Origin of the sequence: Stenotrophomonas sp. SY1, from assembly GCF_021202945.1 — a bacterium.
Classification (GTDB): domain Bacteria; phylum Pseudomonadota; class Gammaproteobacteria; order Xanthomonadales; family Xanthomonadaceae; genus Stenotrophomonas.
The window spans coordinates 281,631-298,711 of the sequence record NZ_JAJOYR010000003.1 but is presented as its reverse complement, the minus strand read 5'-3'; the positions used below and the strand labels follow the sequence as shown (position 1 = coordinate 298,711).

Sequence of the window (17,081 nt, the reverse complement as noted above, 5' to 3'; positions counted from 1 at the left end):
GGCCCGAAGGCCTTTCGTTGAAGCGAGCCGCCTACTGTAGCAGGCTTTTCGTTTCCGTCAACACCTCATTTCGAGGCAGTGACTTCAAACTTTCCCTTCGCTGCGCCTCTTGCGAGACCCCTGCGTCGGGGGAGGGAAAGTATGTGCTTCTTTTGGAACTTTGTGAAGGGGGTGTGGTGGCTTTTTCTTACTTTTCTTCGGCCGACCTATCCGGGCCTCGGCCGACGCCGTGCCGCTCATATATATGTCGACGCGCCCCTCTCAGATATGGAGGTACGCGGGCCTTCATCCAGCCCCTCCCCCGCAAGGCGGAAAAGGGGCTTTGATGCATGGTGCTTTGACTCAGCCGGCAACCAGCAGGATGCGGGCAAAGTTGCGCTTGCCCACCTGAAGCAGACCTTCGAAGCCCGGCAGCAGGACGGTCTGTGCGTCTTCGACGACTTCGCCGTCCACCTTGACAGCACGCTCCTTCAACTTGCGCGAGGCTTCCGAATTGCTCGGGGTCAGGCCGGCAGCGGTCAACAGGGCGCCGATACGCAGGCCTTCGGCCGGTACGGCCACTTCCTGCAGCGGCAGCTGGGTGATGTCGCCCTGCCCGGTCACGGCTGCATTCCAGCCGGCGATGGCCTGCTCGGCGGCGGCGGCATCATGGAAACGGGTGGTCAGTTCGCGCGCCAGACGCAGCTTGATCTCGCGCGGATTGATCGTGCCGGCTTCAACGTCGGCACGCAGCTGCTTGGCTTCGGCAATGGAGATGTCGAAGCTGAGCAGGTCGATCCAGCGCCACATCAAGGTGTCGTCCACCTTCATGGTCTTGGTGACGATGTCGATGGCCGGCTCGCTGATGCCGATGTAGTTGCCCAGCGACTTGGACATCTTGTTGACGCCGTCCAGGCCTTCCAGCAGCGGCATGGTCAGCACGATCTGCGGCTTCTGGCCGTAGTGCTCCTGCAGGCCACGGCCCATCAGCAGGTTGAACTTCTGGTCGGTGCCGCCGAGCTCGACGTCCGCTTCCAGTGCCACCGAGTCGTAGCCCTGCACCAGCGGGTAGAGGAACTCGTGGATGGCGATGGACTGCTGGGCGGCGTAACGCTTGGCGAAATCGTCGCGCTCGAGCATGCGGGCCACGGTGTGCTGGCCGGCCAGGCGGATCATGTCGGCCGCGCCCATCTTGCCGAACCACTCCGAGTTGAAGCGGACTTCGGTCTTGTCGCGGTCCAGTACCTTGAACACCTGCTCTTCATAGGTGCGGGCGTTGGCCAGCACGTCTTCCTTGCTGAGCGGCTTGCGGGTCAGGCTCTTGCCGGACGGGTCACCGATCATGCCGGTGAAGTCGCCAATCAGGAAAATCACCTGGTGGCCAAGGTCCTGGAACTGACGCAGCTTGTTCAGCAGCACCGTGTGGCCCAGGTGCAGATCCGGTGCGGTGGGGTCGAAGCCCGCTTTCACCCGCAGGGGGCGGCCGCTTTCCAGACGCAGGCGCAATTCATCTGCTTTGAGGACCTCATCGGCACCGCGACCGATCAGGGCAAGGGCTTCTTCAATCGAGGACACGCTAAAACTCCCGGCTTCGCCGTCAAAAACATGAATGGTGTTAATTACGAGTTAACCACGTTAACCCTTCGAAAAGCCATGTGGCTCAATGGTTTGACGCGGTATTGATACGTGTCTATGTTACCCGCGTTTGGGCCCGCGATCCGGGCCGGCCAGAGAACCGACCGATGCCACAATCCGATCATGGCCATGCGCGCAACAAGCAGCGCTTCCAGGAACGACTCAACGTCCTGCACGACACCGCCCTGCATCGGAGGCTCAAGCAACATCTCCCCGCTGCGTTCAACGAACGCTGGACGCGGCGGCATTGGATGCACGCCAGCCTGTTTCTGACCATTGGTGCGCTGGTTGCGACCATCGTCCCGGGGTTCTCCAACTCGATGGATTCGGGGCTGCCATCGGCCCACTCCACGCTGGCATTGCCGCTGCCACCGCTGTCACTGACCCGCCGCGGTGATACGCCCGGTGACAGCTGGCAGATCCTGCGGGTCAAGCGCGGGCAGACGCTCAGCGACCTGTTCGAGGAAGCCGGTGTGCCGGCGACGGTGATGCACCGCGTGCTGGAACATCCCGGCACCCGCGAGGCACTGACCAAGCTGCGCCCCGGCGCTGAAATCGCCTTCGACCTGCCGGTGAACGGCGCGTTGCGCACCATCCGTTTCGATCGTGATGCCAGCAACCGGATCGAGCTGTCGCTGAAGGATGACCGCATCCACGAAAAGGTGCTTGAGCGCGCCACCAGCACCCGTTCCGTGGTGGCCAGCGGTGAGATCACCAGTTCGCTCTACGCCTCCGCACGCAAAGCGGGGTTGTCGCCCTCGGCCATCGCGACGATGACCGATGAGATCTTCAAGTACGACATCGACTTCTCCAAGGACCTGCAACCAGGTGACCGCTTCAGCGTGGTGATGGATGAAACCTGGCGCGAAGGTGAGCGCATCGACACCAGCAAGATCCTGGCCGCGACGTTCACCACCGGCGGCAAGACGCATACCGGCTTCCGTTTCGAGCGCAACGGCAAGTTCGAGTACTTCGACATCAACGGCCGGCCACTGAAGAAGAGCTTCATCCGATCGCCGATCCAGTTCGCCCGTCTGAGCTCCAACTTCGGTTCGCGTCGCCATCCGGTGCTGGGCACGATGCGCATGCACAAGGGCGTGGACTACGCCGCGCGTACCGGCACCCCGATCATGGCCGCCGGCGATGCACGCGTGCAGTTCGCCGGCGTGCAGCGCGGTTACGGCAACGTGGTGATCCTCGATCATGGCCGCGGTCACACCACGCTGTACGGCCACATGTCGCGCTTTGGCAGCTACCGCACCGGCCAGCGCGTAACCCAGGGCAACATCATTGGCTATGTCGGTTCCACCGGCCTGGCCACCGGCCCGCACCTGCACTACGAATTCCGCGTCAACGGCCAGCATCGCAATCCGCTGTCGGTGACGATGCCGCCGCCGGAGCCGCTGCGTGGCGCCGAACTGGCAGCCTTCCGTGCGCAGACTTCACCGGCGCTGGCACGCATCCAGGGCGTGGAAGAGCTGATCTACGCCGACGCGCGCGACAGCAAGCCGGAAGACGACAAGCGCACCGCCAGCGTCACACCGCCACCGGCACCGACCGGCAAGCGCGGCTGAGCAACGTTCCAATGCGTTGACGCCACGGGCAGGGAGCATGAAGCTTCCCTGCCCGTTGTCCTTCCAGGCCCGCCATGACGTCCTTTGATCCGCAGCTGCCGTTGTTCCTTGGCCTGATGTCCGGCACCAGCGCCGATGGCATCGATGCGGCGCTGGTGCAGTTTCCAGAGGCAGGTGGTTGCCGCTTCGTCCATGGGCACACCTACGAATGGGATGCGACGACCCGCCAGGCACTGATCGCGCTTGGCCAGGGCCGCGAGCCGGCTTCGCTGGATGCACTGGGCCAATTGGATGCGCAGGTCGGCATCGCCTTCGCCGATGCTGCGAACCGTCTGCTGGATGAAGCCGGGGTACCGCGTGCGCAGGTGCGGGCCATCGGCTCGCATGGGCAGACCATCCGCCACCGGCCGCTGGCCGAGCCCGCCTTTACCTGGCAGATCGGCGATGCCAACCGCATTGCCGAGGACACCGGGATCACCACGGTCGCCGACTTCCGCCGCCGTGACGTGGCTGCAGGGGGCCATGGCGCACCGCTGATGCCTGCCTTCCACATGGCGATGCTCGGCAACACGGGCGAAGACCGTGCGGTGCTGAATCTCGGTGGCATTGCCAACCTAAGTTTGATCGGCCGCGACGGCAGCCTGCGCGGTTTTGATACCGGGCCGGCCAATGCGCTGCTGGACGGCTGGTGCCAGCGTCAGCTGGGGCATGCGTTTGATGCTGACGGCGCATTTGCTGCCAGCGGGCAGATCAATGCCGCGCTGCTGGCCCGTCTGCTGTCCGACCCGTGGTTCGCGCTGCCGCCGCCCAAAAGCACCGGACGTGAGCAGTTCCATCTGGAATGGGTGGAAACCCAGTTCGGTGCCGATGCGATGGCGCCGGCCGATGTGCAGGCCACCTTGCTGGAGTTGAGCGCAGCGACAGTTGCCGATGCCCTGCTCGCCCATCTGCCCGGTGTGCGCCGCGTGCTGGTCTGCGGTGGCGGCGTGCGCAACCCGCACCTGTTGCGGCGTCTGCAGGCACGGCTGCCGGACGTGGTGATCGGTTCAAGCGCCGAGTACGGGTTGGACCCGGATTACATGGAAGCGATGGGGTTTGCCTGGCTGGCACATGAAACGCTGGCCGGACGGCCGGGCAACCTGCCCAGCGTCAGCGGCGCGCGTGGCCCACGCATTCTTGGGGCGATTCACCTGGCTTGAGGGGTTGGTTCGGGGCGCCGAGGTTGTGTGCGCTCATGCCTGCCTGTGGGCTGTGCGGCTCAGGGCAAAAAGCCAAGACGCCCTCATCCGCCCCTTCGGGGCACCTTCCCCCCTTTTAGGGAGAAGGGACAGCCAGCTACGTCGATTACGGGCTGTCGCCGGCCGGTAGCGCGCGCAGCGCCTGGATGGCTTCGGACAGTGCATCCACTTCACGGTTCTCAAAGCCGTTGCGCACTTCGTGCTCGCCTGCGAACAAGCCCTGTTCGAGCAGCACCATGCAGGTCTGCTCCTGGGTCCAACCGCGCGCCACCGAAAGGCGGCGGATGCGTTCAAGCAGAAGCGGGCTGATATCCCGCAAGATCACGTCGGCCATGCTCACAATCTCCGTTCGCAAGGCACCGCCCCCTCGGCGCGTCGGGGGCGATCATCCCGCAGCAACGGGGTGCAGGCAAGCCGACGATCAGACGGCGGCAGCCCGCCGACGCTGTTGCAGGATCAGCAAGGCACAAAGGATTACCACCGGAATGGCAATCAGTGCAGTGCCTATAAAGAACAGCGCATAGCCTTCAAGCAACGTCCGCCCTTGGGCCAGTGTCTGCACCGACCAACCCGAAAGGCCCTTAAGCGCCTTGCCGGGCATGGCATAGAACGAGCTCAGCAGCGCGTATTGCGTCGCCGTGTAGCCAATGCTGGTTAGGCTGGACATGTAGGCGATCAACGCAGTACCTGCAAAGCCGTTGGCGAAGTTGTCCACGGCCATGGCGATGGCGAAGCTGGTTGAATCCGGGCCGACATAGGCCAGCCAGGCAAACGCCAGGTTGGAGCACGGCCCCAGCACCGCTCCAGCCATCAGCGCCGACAACATGCCCCAGCGCAACGCAACCACACCCGCCGCAGCAATACCGAAGAACGTGGCCACCAGCCCCACCGAGCCGCGCACCGCGCCAACGGTGTCTTCGGACAGCCCCAGATCCACGTAAAACGGGTTGGCCATCGGCCCCATCACGAAATCAGCAAGGCGATAGATGCTGATCGCCAGCAGGATCAGGATGGCGCCGCTGCGGTGTTCCCGCACGAAAGCAATGAACGGGCCGACCACCGCGTCGAACAAACCACGCGGCGTCCATAGCGGGGCAGCTTGCGTGTTGGCGACCACCGTTGCCCGCACCGGCTCGTGGGCCATCGCAACGGCCACGACGCCCAGTGACATCAGCACCGCCATGACTTCATAGGACACCTGCCAGCCCACGCGCGCGGCAACCAGCAGGATCAGTGCATCGGTCACCAGCAATGCGCTGCGGTAACCCAATGCCGAAGACGACGTAAGCAGACCGAGCTGCTCGCTGTTGTCGGCGGCTTCAATGCGCCAAGCATCGATGACGATGTCCTGCGTCGCAGAAGCGAAGGCCACTACCACCGCCATTACCCCGAACACCACCAGATGCTCCCAGGCGATGCCCAGGAACAGGACCTGCCCACCCTTGGGCTGGACCAACGCCATACCGACCAGCCCTGCCGCCACCACTATCTGCGACAGCAACATCCAGCCGCGGCGGCGCCCCAACCGGCCCAGCAAAGGCACGTCGGTCTTGTCGACGATGGGTGCCCACAGGAACTTCAGTGAATAGGCCAGGCCCACCCAGGACAGAAACCCGATGGTTTCCAGGTCGATGCCTTCCTTGCGCATCCAGAAGCCAAGCGTGTTGCCAACCAGGTACAGCGGCAGGCCGGAGCTGAAGCCCAGCAACAGCATGGCCAGCACCTTGCGTTGACGCAGGTTGGCCAGCACCTGTTGCCAGGGCCGGCGCGGCTTGGCAGCCACACTCACAGGTCGTAGTCCACGGTGAACGGTGCGTGGTCGGAGAAACGCTGGCCGGTGTAGATCGAGCAGCCGCGCAGGCGGTCACGCAGGCCCGGGGTGACGAACTGGTAGTCGATGCGCCAACCGACATTGTTGGCGCGGGCGGCACCACGGTTGCTCCACCACGTGTAGTCCTGGCCTTCCGGGTTCAACGCACGGTAGGCATCCACCCAGCCGCGCCCGGTAGCCGGGTCGCATTGGTCGGGGAGATCGGCGCACAGCCCATTCAGCCAGTCGCGCTCTTCCGGCAGGCAGCCGGAATTCTTCTGGTTGGATTTCCAGTTCTTGATGTCCAGCGCGCTGCGGACGATGTTCCAGTCCCCGCACAGCACGTAGTCGCGGCCGCTGGCGAGCCATTCGTCCAGCAGCGGGCGCAGCCACTGCATGACCTCGAACTTGAAGCCCTGGCGCAATTCGCCCGAGGAACCGGACGGAATGTAAAAGGAAACCACGCTCAGATTGCCGAAACGGGCCTCGATATAGCGGCCTTCGTCGTCAAACGGCGCCCAACCCAGCCCGGTACGCACCTCGTCGGGTTCGCGCCGGCTCCAGATCGCCACGCCGCTGTAGCCCTTCTTGGTGATGGCGTCGCGGTAGAAACAGTGATGGCCATCCGGACGGAACAGCGCGTCGGTGAGCTGCGACTCCTGGGCCTTGGTCTCCTGAATGCAGAGCACGTCGGCCTGCTGGCCCAGGAACCACTCGCTGAAGCCCTTGGTGGTGGCCGAACGGATGCCGTTGGCGTTGAAGCTGGTAATACGCATGGAGAACCGCTGACAGGCCAGTGATCGCCACAGGATACCCCCAGCATTCCCCGAAGCCATGCTTTACCCTAGGCGCCTTCAATAAACGACAAGAAACCGTATTTTCATGAGTGATCACCGTTCCCGCTTCCTGCAGCTGGCGCTGAACGCCGACGCGCTGCGCTTTGGCCAGTTCACCCTCAAGTCCGGCCGCGTGAGCCCGTACTTCTTCAATGCTGGCCGCTTCGACACCGGGCTGGCGCTGTCCCAGCTGGGCAACTGCTATGCCGACGCCATCGAAACGGCCGGAATCGCCTTCGACCAGCTGTTCGGACCGGCCTACAAGGGCATCCCGCTGGCCACCGCCATCGCCTGCGAATTCTCACACCGTGGCCGCGACCTGCCGCTGACCTTCAACCGCAAGGAAGCCAAGGACCACGGCGAGGGCGGCACCCTGATCGGCGCCGACATGGCCGGCAAGCGCATCCTGATCGTCGATGACGTGATCACCGCCGGCACCGCCATCCGCGAGGCGCTGAACATCATCCGCGCCGCCAACGGCATTCCGGCCGGCATCGTGGTGGCACTGGATCGCCAGGAAATCGCCTCCGAGGAAGACTCCCGTTCGGCCGCGCAGGCTGTGGCCGCTGAAACCGGCATCCCGGTTATCGCCGTTGCCAACCTGGCCGACCTGCTTGCTTTCGCGTCCGGGAACCCGGAACTTGTCGGCTATCGGGAACCGTTGCTGGCCTATCGCGCCCGCTACGGGAGCAATCCAACAGGCTGACAGCAGGGGGCTGCCATGTTGCCTAATCCTTCAAAGACCGGCGCAACCGCGCTGATGCTGCTGGCGATGCTGGCGATGCTGGCAGGGCCAGCGTTGGCGCAGACCAAACCCGATCCCGGCAAGAAGCTGTATTGCTGGAACCAGGGCAATGAGCGGATCTGCTCGGACACGCTGCCGGCCGAGGCGGTGAACAGCGCGCGCGAGGAATTCAACGCGCGCAGCGGTCTGCGCAGCGCGGAAGTGCAGCGCGCGCTCAGCGCCGAGGAGCGCGCTGACGCGGCGCTGGCCGCGGCCCAGGCACAGGTGGATGCGGCGGCAGTGGAAACGCGCAAGCGCACCGAGCAGGCCATGCTGTCCACTTACGGCAGCGAGGATGCGTTGCGCCGCGTGTTCACCGAGCGCACCGCCATCGTCGACAACAACATCAAGACCGCCCGCTACAACGTGGCGAGTCTGCGCGAGGCCTTGGCCACGCAATTGTTGTCGGCCGGCAACAAGGAACTGGCCGGGCAGAAGGTGCCCGACAAACATGCCCAGGAAATCCGCCAGCGCCACAATGAGCTCCTCGCGCAGTTGCGCCTGCAGGCGGCTTTCGAGCAACAGCGCCAGACCCTGGAAGTGGAGATCGGAGAAACCCTGACGCGCTACCGCGTGTTGAAGGGAATCGTGCCGGCCGCCGATGTCCCGGCTGCGCCAGCGTCGACGCAAGGCTGAGGTTTGCCGACATCGCTGGTTCCATGAAGCGGCCTGCAGGCCGCTTTTTTGTTGCTCAAAGCCTCGCCCTCATCCGCCCCTTCGGGGCCCCTCGCTCCACGCCCCTGCCTCGCACCGGGCGCGAGGCGTTCAGTCGTGCACGAGCCCGTGGCTTGTAAGCCGCATGCCTTCACCTCCGCGTGCGGGAGAAAGGGACTGTTTCGCGATCGCCATGAGACTGGATAAAGCCTCCCCCTCGTCCGCTACCGCACGATCAGCACTTCCGCCACGCGCCGGTTGAGCGATTGCTCCAGGTGCCCTGAATACACCGCGCCTTCACGACCCGGCCCGTCACCCTGCTACGCATCCCGCCCATTTCTTTATGCGGTTTTTATGCGCCGACCGGGTTCAGGCCTCGAACGTTTACGGCCTGCGGGAGGACGATGCCGGCCCTGATCGGAGCGATCTGGCACCTGCGTGTGCCGGCCGCGCTCCGCCCTTCCATCGACGTGCCCCGGCCCAGCCGCTGCCCGTCCTGTCATCGAGGTTTCCCATGCCCGGCTGGCTTGCTTTGTTGTGCGGAGTAGTGGTGCTGATCGCCGCTGCCTATCTGTTGTACGCGGTCCTGCGACCCGAATCATTCTGAGACCGATGCCGTGACTGAAGCCGTCCTTCTCATATTGACCAGCCTCGCGCTGGCCTGGCCGCTGGGTCTGTACCTGGCGCGTTTGATGCGTGGTACGCCGATGCGTATCGACATCCTGTTCCATTGGATCGAAAAGCCGCTGTACCGCGTGCTGGGCGTGGACCCGAACCATTCCATGTCCTGGCGCGGCTACGTGGTCGCGTTCCTGATCAGCAACCTGGTCCTGGCCGTGCTCACCCAGGCGGTGTTCATGACCCAGGCTTGGCTGCCGTTCAACCCGGACAACATCCCCAACCTGCGTTGGGATACCGCGCTGCATACGATGGTGTCGTTCCTGACCAACACCAACCAGCAGCATTACAGCGGCCAGGCGCAGCTGTCCTACCTGTCGCAGATGACCGGCATCACCGGCCTGCAGGTGATCACGCCGATGATGGGCCTGGCGCTGGCCGTGGCCACGCTGCGTGCGCTGTTCGCCAAGGCACCGGCGGCCACCACCGCTGACAGCAACACGCCGGTGCGCGTCACCGTCGGCAACTACTACGCCGACGTGGTGCGCCTGTGCCTGCGCTTCCTGCTGCCGCTGTGCCTGATCTGGGCGCTGCTGCTGACTTGGCAAGGCGTGCCGTCAACGCTGGCCGCAGGCCCGCAGGCCACGCCGATCGATGCCAGTGCCGGCATGGAAGCGCAGAAGATCCCGCTAGGCCCGGTCGCCGCAATGGTCGCGGTCAAGCAGCTCGGTGCCAACGGCGGTGGCTGGTATGGCCCCAACAGCAGCGTGCCGCTGGAAAACCCGACGCCGCTGTCCAATGCGCTGGAACTGATCGGCATCCTGCTGATTCCGATGGCCATCATCTTCATGATCGGCAGCTTCACCGGACGGCGTAAGTTTGGTGCGCTGGTATTCGGCTGCATGTTGACCATGTCGGTGCTCTCCACCGCCGGCAGCCTGTGGTCGGAAAGCCACAGCGCCACTTCCACCAGCGCACTGCTGATGGAAGGCAAGGAAACCCGACTGGGCTCGGACGGCACCGCACTGTGGTCCACCATCACCACCCAGGTGCAGAACGGTTCGGTCAACGGCATGCATGACTCGCTGAGCCCGCTGACCGGCATGATCTCGCTGGTCAACATGCTGATCAGCGCCATCTGGGGCGGCATCGGCTGTGGCCTGCAGCAGTTCATCGTCTACATCATGATGTCGGTGTTCCTGGCCGGCCTGATGACCGGACGCACGCCGGAGTTGTTCGGTCGCAAGCTGGAAACCCCGCAGGTGCGCCTGTTGGCGGTGCTGATCCTGCTGCAGCCGATCACCCTGCTCGGACTGACCGCGTTGACCCTGGCCATTCCCGGCCTGGCTGGCACCTCCAACCCCGGTTTCCATGGCATCAGCCAGGTGTTCTACGAGTACGTCTCGGCCTATGCCAACAACGGCTCGGGCTTTGAAGGGCTGGCCGACAACACCATCTGGTGGAACGTGACCTGCTCGCTGGTGCTGGCACTGGGCCGCTTCCCGATCCTGATCATCCCGCTGGTCATCGCCACGCAGTTGGCCGCCAAGCGCCAGGCACCGCAGAGCAGCGGCAGCCTGCAGATCGAAACCCCGACCTTCGCACTGACCCTGATCTGCGTGATCGTCGTCCTTACCGTGCTGCAGTTCATGCCGGCATTGGTGCTCGGCCCGGTGGCCGATCACCTGAGCCTGGCACTGCAGGGAGCCACCTCTCCATGAACGCCCCCATGAACCACTCCGCCTCCCACAGCGCCTCGCGGCGCCCCGCCCTGCTCGATGCCGCCGGCCTGCGCCGTGCGCTGTACGAGTCGGTGCGCAAGTTGTCTCCGCTGCACCTGCTGCACAACCCGGTGATGGCCATCGTCATGGTCGGCACCCTGTTGGCGCTGCTGCTCACCCTCACCGGCAATGCGCCGATGGGCTTTGGCCTGACCGTCACCGCGATCCTGCTGGTGACGGTGCTGTTCGGCAATTTCGCCGAGGCAGTGGCCGAGGCCCGTGGCCGTGGTCAGGCCGCTTCACTGCGCCGTGCCCGCCAGGATCTGGTGGCGCGTCGCCTGGCCACCGCCCTGGTCGGTGCCAGCGAGGACAAGGTGCCCGCCGCCGAGCTGCACCCGGGCGACCACGTGATCGTCAGTGCCGGTGAACTGGTGCCGGCCGATGGCGAGATCGTACGTGGCCTGGCCACCATCAACGAAGCGGCCGTCACCGGTGAATCGGCGCCGGTGCTGCGCGAGGCCGGCACCGACCGCTCTGGCGTGATCGGCGGTACCAAGGTGCTGTCCGACGAGATCGTCGTGCGCATCACCGCCGAACCGGGCCACAGCTTCCTGGACCGCATGATCGCGCTGGTGGAAGGTGCCAACCGGCAGAAGACGCCCAACGAGATCGCATTGACGCTGTTGCTGGCGGCGATGTCGCTGACCTTCCTGGTGGTGGTGGCGACGCTGCCGGCCATCGCAGGCTTCGTCGGCGTGACCCTGGACCCGCTGCTGCTGATCGCCCTGCTGGTGTGCCTGATCCCGACCACCATCGGTGGCCTGCTGCCGGCCATCGGCATCGCCGGCATGAACCGCGCACTGTCGGCCAACGTGCTGGCCAAGTCCGGCAAGGCCGTGGAAGTGGCCGGTGACGTGGACGTGCTGCTGCTGGACAAGACCGGCACCATCACCTACGGCGACCGCCAGGCCACCGCGTTCCACCCGCTGGCCGGCATCGACGCAGCAATGCTGCGTGACGCCTCGCTGCTATCCTCGCTGGCCGACCCGACCCCGGAAGGCAAGTCGATCGTGCGCCTGGCCCGCGAACAGGGTTGCAACACCGGCGAACCGGATCGCGCCGACTACCTGGCATTCTCCGCGCAGACCCGCATGTCCGGCGTGGACCTGGACAACGGCCGCAGCATCCGCAAGGGCGCCGGCGATGCCATCACCGCGCATGTCCTGGCACTCGGCGGCACCGTGCCGAACGAACTGCAGGCACGCGTGGACCAGGTTGCACGTGGCGGTGCCACGCCGCTGGTGGTCAGCGAAGGCCGTCATGTGCTCGGCGTGGTGGAGCTGTCGGACGTGGTCAAGCACGGCATGCGCGAGAAGTTCGCGCAGTTGCGGGCGATGGGCATCCGCACGGTGATGATCACCGGCGACAACCCGCTCACCGCCGCCGCCATCGCCGCCGAAGCCGGCGTGGACGATTACATCGCCCAGGCCAAACCCGAGGACAAGCTGGCCCGTATCCGCAGCGAACAGGCCGGTGGCCGATTGGTGGCGATGGTCGGCGACGGCACCAACGACGCCCCGGCGCTGGCGCAGGCCGATATCGGCCTGGCGATGAACTCCGGTACGCAGGCGGCCAAGGAAGCCGGCAACATGGTCGATCTGGATTCGGACCCGGCCAAGCTGCTGGCGGTGGTGGAAGTGGGCAAGCAGCAGCTGATCACCCGCGGCGCGCTGACCACCTTCTCGCTGGCCAATGACGTGTCCAAGTACTTCGCCATCCTGCCGGCGTTGTTCGTGGCCGCCGTGCCTTCGATGGCGGCGCTGGACGTGATGCAGCTGTCGAGCCCGCGCAACGCGGTGCTGGCGGCGCTGATCTTCAACGCATTGATCATTCCGGCCCTGATCCCGCTGGCGTTGCGCGGCGTGCGCTTCCGTCCGGCCACCGCTACCGCGCTGTTGCGTCGGAACATGCTGGTGTACGGCCTGGGCGGCGTGCTGCTGCCGTTCGCGGCCATCAAGGCCATCGACATCCTTCTCGCTCTGGTATTCGGCGCATGAACCGCTCATCCACACACTCCACAAGCCGCGCCCACAATCCGGTGTGGCGCCCGGCCATCGGCCTGGCGCTGTTCGGCCTGCTCGGCACCGGCCTGGTGTACGCACTGGCCGCCACCGGCCTGGCAGGCACGCTGTTCCCGGCGCAGGCCGACGGCAGCCTGGTCCGTGATGCCGACGGCACGGTACGTGCCTCGCTGCTGGTCGCCCAACCGTTCGCCGGCGATGGCTACTTCCAGGCGCGTCCGTCGGCAGCCAACTACGACCCGATGGCCGCCGCCGGCAGCAACATGGCGCGCAGCAACCCGGACCTGATCAAGCGCGTGGCCGAAGCCACTGCCGCCACCGCCACGCGTGAAAAGATCGATCCGGCGAAGGTGCCGGGTGAACTGGTCACCCAGTCCGGCAGCGGCATGGACCCGGAGCTGTCACCGGCCGCAGCGCAGGTGCAGGTGGCCCGCGTGGCCGCTGCACGTGGCTGGTCGCAGCAGCGCGTGCAGGCACTGGTTGATGCCCAGCTGCAGGGCCGCCAATGGGGCGTGCTCGGCCAACCGCGCATCAACGTCATCGCGCTCAACCGTGCCCTGGACGCACTCGCCCATGCACCGTGATGCACGCCGGGCCGGCGCCAGTACACAATCGGCGGCATGAACGACACCCGTAGCCGCCAGGCCGATGCCCTGGTCGAAGGCCTGCAACGCGACGCCGGTGGAAAACTGACCGTTTTCCTCGGCGCCGCACCCGGCGTCGGCAAGACCTTCGCCATGCTCACCCGCGCCCAGGAACAGCTGCGGCGTGGTGTGGACGTGGCGGTGGGCCTGGTTGAAACCCACGGCCGCAGCGATACCGCGGCCTTGCTGGAAGGGTTGCCCACCATTGCCCTGCGCGACGTCGATTACCGTGGCCACCAGCTGAAGGAAATGGACCTGGATGCCGTGCTTGCACGGCATCCGGCGTTGGTGCTGGTCGACGAACTGGCCCATCGCAACGCTCCTGGCAGCCGCCACGAGCGGCGCTGGCAGGACGTGATGGAACTGCTCGATGCCGGCATCGACGTCTGGACCACCATCAACATCCAGCACCTGGAAAGCCTCAACGACGTGGTGATGCGCATCACCGGCGTGCGCGTGAGCGAAACCGTGCCGGACGTGGTGTTCGACCGCCTGCACGACATCGTGCTGGTGGACCTGCCGCCGCGCGAACTGATCGAGCGCCTGCAACAGGGCAAGGTGTACGTGCCCGAACAGGCCGCGCATGCCCTGCAGGCGTTCTTCTCACCGGCCAACCTCACCGCATTGCGCGAGTTGGCCATGCAGGAAGCGGCCGACCGCGTCGACAGCAGCCTGCGCGAAACCCGCGCCGCGCGTGGCGAAGGCAACCTGCCACTGCGCCGGCGCGTGCTGGTGGCCATCGATGGCAGCGGCCAGAGCGAATATCTGGTGCGGGTGGCACGCCGCATCGCCGAGCGACGCGACGCACCGTGGACGGTGGTGACGGTGCAATCACGTCGTCAGGACGAGGCCACGCGCCGCGAGATCGATGCGGCCTTCGCCCTGGCGCGCCGCCTCGGCGGCGAAGCCGAACTGCTGCACGGCCCCGGCGTGGCCGACGTGCTGCTGGACTATGCCGCACACAACGCGGTGTCCACCCTGGTACTGGGCCGTACCCGCGAACGCCCGCTGGCGCGGATGTTCAACCAGACGCTGACCCAGCAACTGATCCAGCGCGGCGCGCACTACGAAATCACCATCATCAGCACGCCGCAGGCGCGTGCCCGCTCACGTCGCTTCGGCCTGGCGCTGTCGCCTGACAGCTGGGGCAAGGATGCCGGCACCGCGGTACTGGCCACCGCCGGCGCCTGTGTGGCGGCGTGGCTGGGCGAGCGCTGGCTGGGGCTGAGCGACCTGGCGATGGTGTTCATCGTAGCGGTGGTGCTGGTCGCCGCGCGCACACGCATGAGCGCGGCGGTGCTGGCGGCAACGCTGTGCTTCCTGGCCTACAACTTCTTCTTCATCGCCCCGCGCTTCACCTTCGCCATCAGCGCGCGCCAGGGCGTGATCACGGTGTTCCTGTTCCTGGCCGCTGCGCTGGTCGCCGGCCGCCTGGCCTCGCGGCTGCGCATGCAGGTGGTGGCGCTGCGCGCGGCCAACCGCCACGCCAATCTGCGCCAGTCGCTGGCACGGCAACTGTCCGCCGCTGTGGACAACATGCAGGTCGCGCATGCCGGCCGCGCGGCACTGGAGCAGGCGCTGGATGTCCCGGCCTGGGTCCGCATCGCGCACGACACCAGCACCAGCGGCAGCGCCGCTCCGGGCGACACCGATCTGGCCGCGGCCGACTGGGCGTTGCGCCACGGCCAGCCGGCCGGGCGCTTCACCGATACGCTGGCCGGCGCCGGCTGGTGGTTCCTGCCGCTGCTTGATGGCGAAGGCCGTGGCGTTGGCGTAGCCGGCATGCAGTTCGGTCGCCAGCATCCGCGCCTGCTGCCAGAGCAGCGTCAGCTGGCCGAAGCCATGGCCGACGACATCGCCCAGGCGGCACTGCGCACGCGCCTGGTTGCCGACCTGGAAACCGCACATCTGCACAACGAAACCGAACGCCTGCGCTCGGCGCTGCTGTCCTCGGTGTCGCATGACCTGCGCTCGCCGCTGGCGGCGATGATCGGCTCTGCCGACAGCCTGTCCAGTTACGGCCAGGCGATGGACGCCACAGACCGCCGTGCGCTGCTGGACACCATCGTGGTCGAAGGCGAACGGCTGGACCGCTACATCCAGAACCTGCTGGACATGACCCGGCTCGGCCACGATGGGCTCAAGCTCAGCCGTGACTGGATCGGCGTGGACGAACTGATCGGCTCGGCCGCACGGCGACTGCAACGCTATCAGCCGGGCGTACAACTGAAGCTGGACATCCCGCCGGACCTGGTGCCGATCTGGGTACATCCAGCGCTGGTGGAACAGGCGGTGTTCAACGTGATGGAAAACGCCGCCAAGTTCTCACCACCGGCTGTGCCTGTCGAAGTGCGGGCACGGCAACGCGATGGCGAGTTGTGCATCGAAGTGATCGACGAAGGCCCGGGCATTCCCGATGCCGAGCGCGCACGCATTTTCGACATGTTCTACAGCGTTGAACGTGGTGATCGCGGCCGCCAGGGCACCGGCCTGGGCCTGACCATCTGCCAGGGAATGATCGGCGCGCACGGCGGCAGCGTGCAGGCGCTGTCAGGCCGCGACGGACGCGGTACGCTGGTGCGCATGACGCTGCCCATGCTCCAACCACAACCGGAAAACATGCACGACGATGGCTGACATGCCCGCCATTCCACCGGCACGGGTGCTGGTGATCGACGATGAAGTACAGATCCGCCGCTTCCTGGATATCTCGCTGCGCGCGCAAGGTTATGCGGTCAGCCAGGCCGCCACCGGCGGCGAAGGCCTGCAACGGCTCACTGAAGACGGCGCCGACCTGGTGGTGCTGGATATCGGCCTGCCGGACATGGAAGGCCATGACGTGCTGGCCGAACTGCGCCAATGGAGCCAGGTGCCGGTGATCATGCTCAGCGTGCGCGCCAGCGAATCGGAAAAGGTACGCGCGCTCGACAATGGTGCCAACGATTACGTCACCAAGCCATTCGGCACGCAGGAACTGATGGCGCGCGTGCGGGCGCTGCTGCGCAGCCGCAGCACCGACAGCGAAGGCCAGGTACCGGTATTCGATGATGGCCACCTGCACATCGACCTGGCCCGCCGCGAAGTAAGCGTGGATGGCGAAGCGGTGGCATTGACCCGCAAGGAATACGCGCTGCTGGCCCTGCTGTTGCGCAATGCCGGGCGGGTGGTGACGCAGCCGCAGATCCTGCAGGAAATCTGGGGCCCGACGCACAAGCACGACACGCATTACCTGCGCATCCTGGTGGGACGCCTGCGCCACAAGCTGGGCGACTCCGCATTGGAGTCACGCTATCTGTTCACCGAGCCGGGCGTGGGCCTGCGCTTTCGCGCGATGTGAGGCTGTGCCGTGCGTGGCAGGGCCAACCGCACACGGGGTGATCTTTGCGGAGGAAGTGCGTTGCATGACGTTGCTGCACTGTTGTGGCGGCTACTGTGGAAGCAACTGCAGGAACTACCCCTCCCCAGCCCTCCCCTTGGCTACGCCAAAGGGAGGGAGCAGCTCTGAAT

Annotated in this window: 14 protein-coding genes; 10 read left to right on the top strand and 4 right to left on the bottom strand. The window is 65.8% G+C overall.

Features of this window, described 5'->3' with window-relative positions; all coding sequences use genetic code 11:
• Window positions 1-342: 342 nt before the first annotated feature.
• Window positions 343-1,554 carry a tyrosine--tRNA ligase gene (gene tyrS / locus LR961_RS18450; RefSeq protein ID WP_232151432.1) on the bottom strand — a complete coding sequence of 404 codons (1,212 nt, stop codon included), beginning with the start codon at window positions 1,552-1,554 and terminating at the stop codon, window positions 343-345.
• Between the two features lie 167 nt (window positions 1,555-1,721).
• Here tyrS and LR961_RS18445 point away from each other — a divergent pair, with 167 nt between their 5' ends.
• Window positions 1,722-3,188 (top strand): peptidoglycan DD-metalloendopeptidase family protein, encoded by a 1,467-nt coding sequence (locus tag LR961_RS18445; protein ID WP_232151431.1) that lies wholly within the window; start codon window positions 1,722-1,724, stop codon window positions 3,186-3,188.
• Window positions 3,189-3,262: 74 nt separating this feature from the next.
• Entirely contained in the window at window positions 3,263-4,387 is a 1,125-nt protein-coding gene (locus tag LR961_RS18440) for an anhydro-N-acetylmuramic acid kinase (protein ID WP_232151430.1), read from the top strand.
• A 145-nt stretch (window positions 4,388-4,532) separates the two neighbouring features.
• Here the strand turns inward: LR961_RS18440 and LR961_RS18435 are convergent, their stop codons facing one another.
• From LR961_RS18435 to LR961_RS18425, 3 genes are all read right to left on the bottom strand, one after another.
• Window positions 4,533-4,760, bottom strand: coding sequence for a hypothetical protein (locus LR961_RS18435; protein WP_232151429.1), 228 nt, complete (start codon window positions 4,758-4,760; stop codon window positions 4,533-4,535).
• A gap of 87 nt (window positions 4,761-4,847) precedes the next feature.
• Window positions 4,848-6,215, bottom strand: coding sequence for an MFS transporter (locus tag LR961_RS18430; protein ID WP_232151428.1), 1,368 nt, complete (start codon window positions 6,213-6,215; stop codon window positions 4,848-4,850).
• Window positions 6,212-7,012 carry an exodeoxyribonuclease III gene (locus LR961_RS18425; protein ID WP_232151427.1) on the bottom strand — a complete coding sequence of 267 codons (801 nt, stop codon included), beginning with the start codon at window positions 7,010-7,012 and terminating at the stop codon, window positions 6,212-6,214. The genes LR961_RS18430 and LR961_RS18425 overlap by 4 nt, the downstream gene beginning before the upstream one ends.
• 106 nt (window positions 7,013-7,118) lie before the next feature.
• On the opposite strand from LR961_RS18425, the gene pyrE reads away from it, so the two are divergent.
• The 8 genes from pyrE to LR961_RS18385 all read left to right on the top strand — a co-directional run bounded on the left by pyrE (window position 7,119) and on the right by LR961_RS18385 (window position 16,911).
• A complete protein-coding gene (gene pyrE, locus LR961_RS18420) occupies window positions 7,119-7,778 on the top strand; it encodes an orotate phosphoribosyltransferase (RefSeq protein WP_232151426.1) in 660 nt (219 codons plus the stop codon).
• A gap of 66 nt (window positions 7,779-7,844) precedes the next feature.
• On the top strand, window positions 7,845-8,492 hold the full coding sequence (locus tag LR961_RS18415) for a hypothetical protein (RefSeq protein ID WP_232151443.1): 648 nt from the start codon (window positions 7,845-7,847) through the stop codon (window positions 8,490-8,492).
• A 532-nt stretch (window positions 8,493-9,024) separates the two neighbouring features.
• The gene (locus tag LR961_RS18410) at window positions 9,025-9,117 is read left to right on the top strand and encodes a potassium-transporting ATPase subunit F (RefSeq protein WP_054660392.1); all 93 of its coding nucleotides are present in this window, start codon (window positions 9,025-9,027) and stop codon (window positions 9,115-9,117) included.
• A 10-nt stretch (window positions 9,118-9,127) separates the two neighbouring features.
• Window positions 9,128-10,849, top strand: a complete 1,722-nt coding sequence (gene kdpA / locus LR961_RS18405) for a potassium-transporting ATPase subunit KdpA (RefSeq protein ID WP_232151425.1) — start codon at window positions 9,128-9,130, stop codon at window positions 10,847-10,849.
• An 8-nt stretch (window positions 10,850-10,857) separates the two neighbouring features.
• Window positions 10,858-12,906 carry a potassium-transporting ATPase subunit KdpB gene (gene kdpB, locus LR961_RS18400; RefSeq protein ID WP_232151424.1) on the top strand — a complete coding sequence of 683 codons (2,049 nt, stop codon included), beginning with the start codon at window positions 10,858-10,860 and terminating at the stop codon, window positions 12,904-12,906.
• Entirely contained in the window at window positions 12,903-13,514 is a 612-nt protein-coding gene (kdpC, locus tag LR961_RS18395) for a potassium-transporting ATPase subunit KdpC (protein ID WP_232151423.1), read from the top strand. The genes kdpB and kdpC overlap by 4 nt, the downstream gene beginning before the upstream one ends.
• Window positions 13,515-13,550: 36 nt before the next feature.
• Complete coding sequence (locus LR961_RS18390) at window positions 13,551-16,211, top strand: sensor histidine kinase KdpD (RefSeq protein WP_232151422.1); 2,661 nt, start codon at window positions 13,551-13,553, stop codon at window positions 16,209-16,211.
• Window positions 16,204-16,911, top strand: coding sequence for a response regulator transcription factor (locus tag LR961_RS18385; RefSeq protein ID WP_232151421.1), 708 nt, complete (start codon window positions 16,204-16,206; stop codon window positions 16,909-16,911). Before LR961_RS18390 ends, LR961_RS18385 begins: the two co-directional genes overlap by 8 nt.
• The last annotated feature ends 170 nt before the right edge of the window (window positions 16,912-17,081 follow it).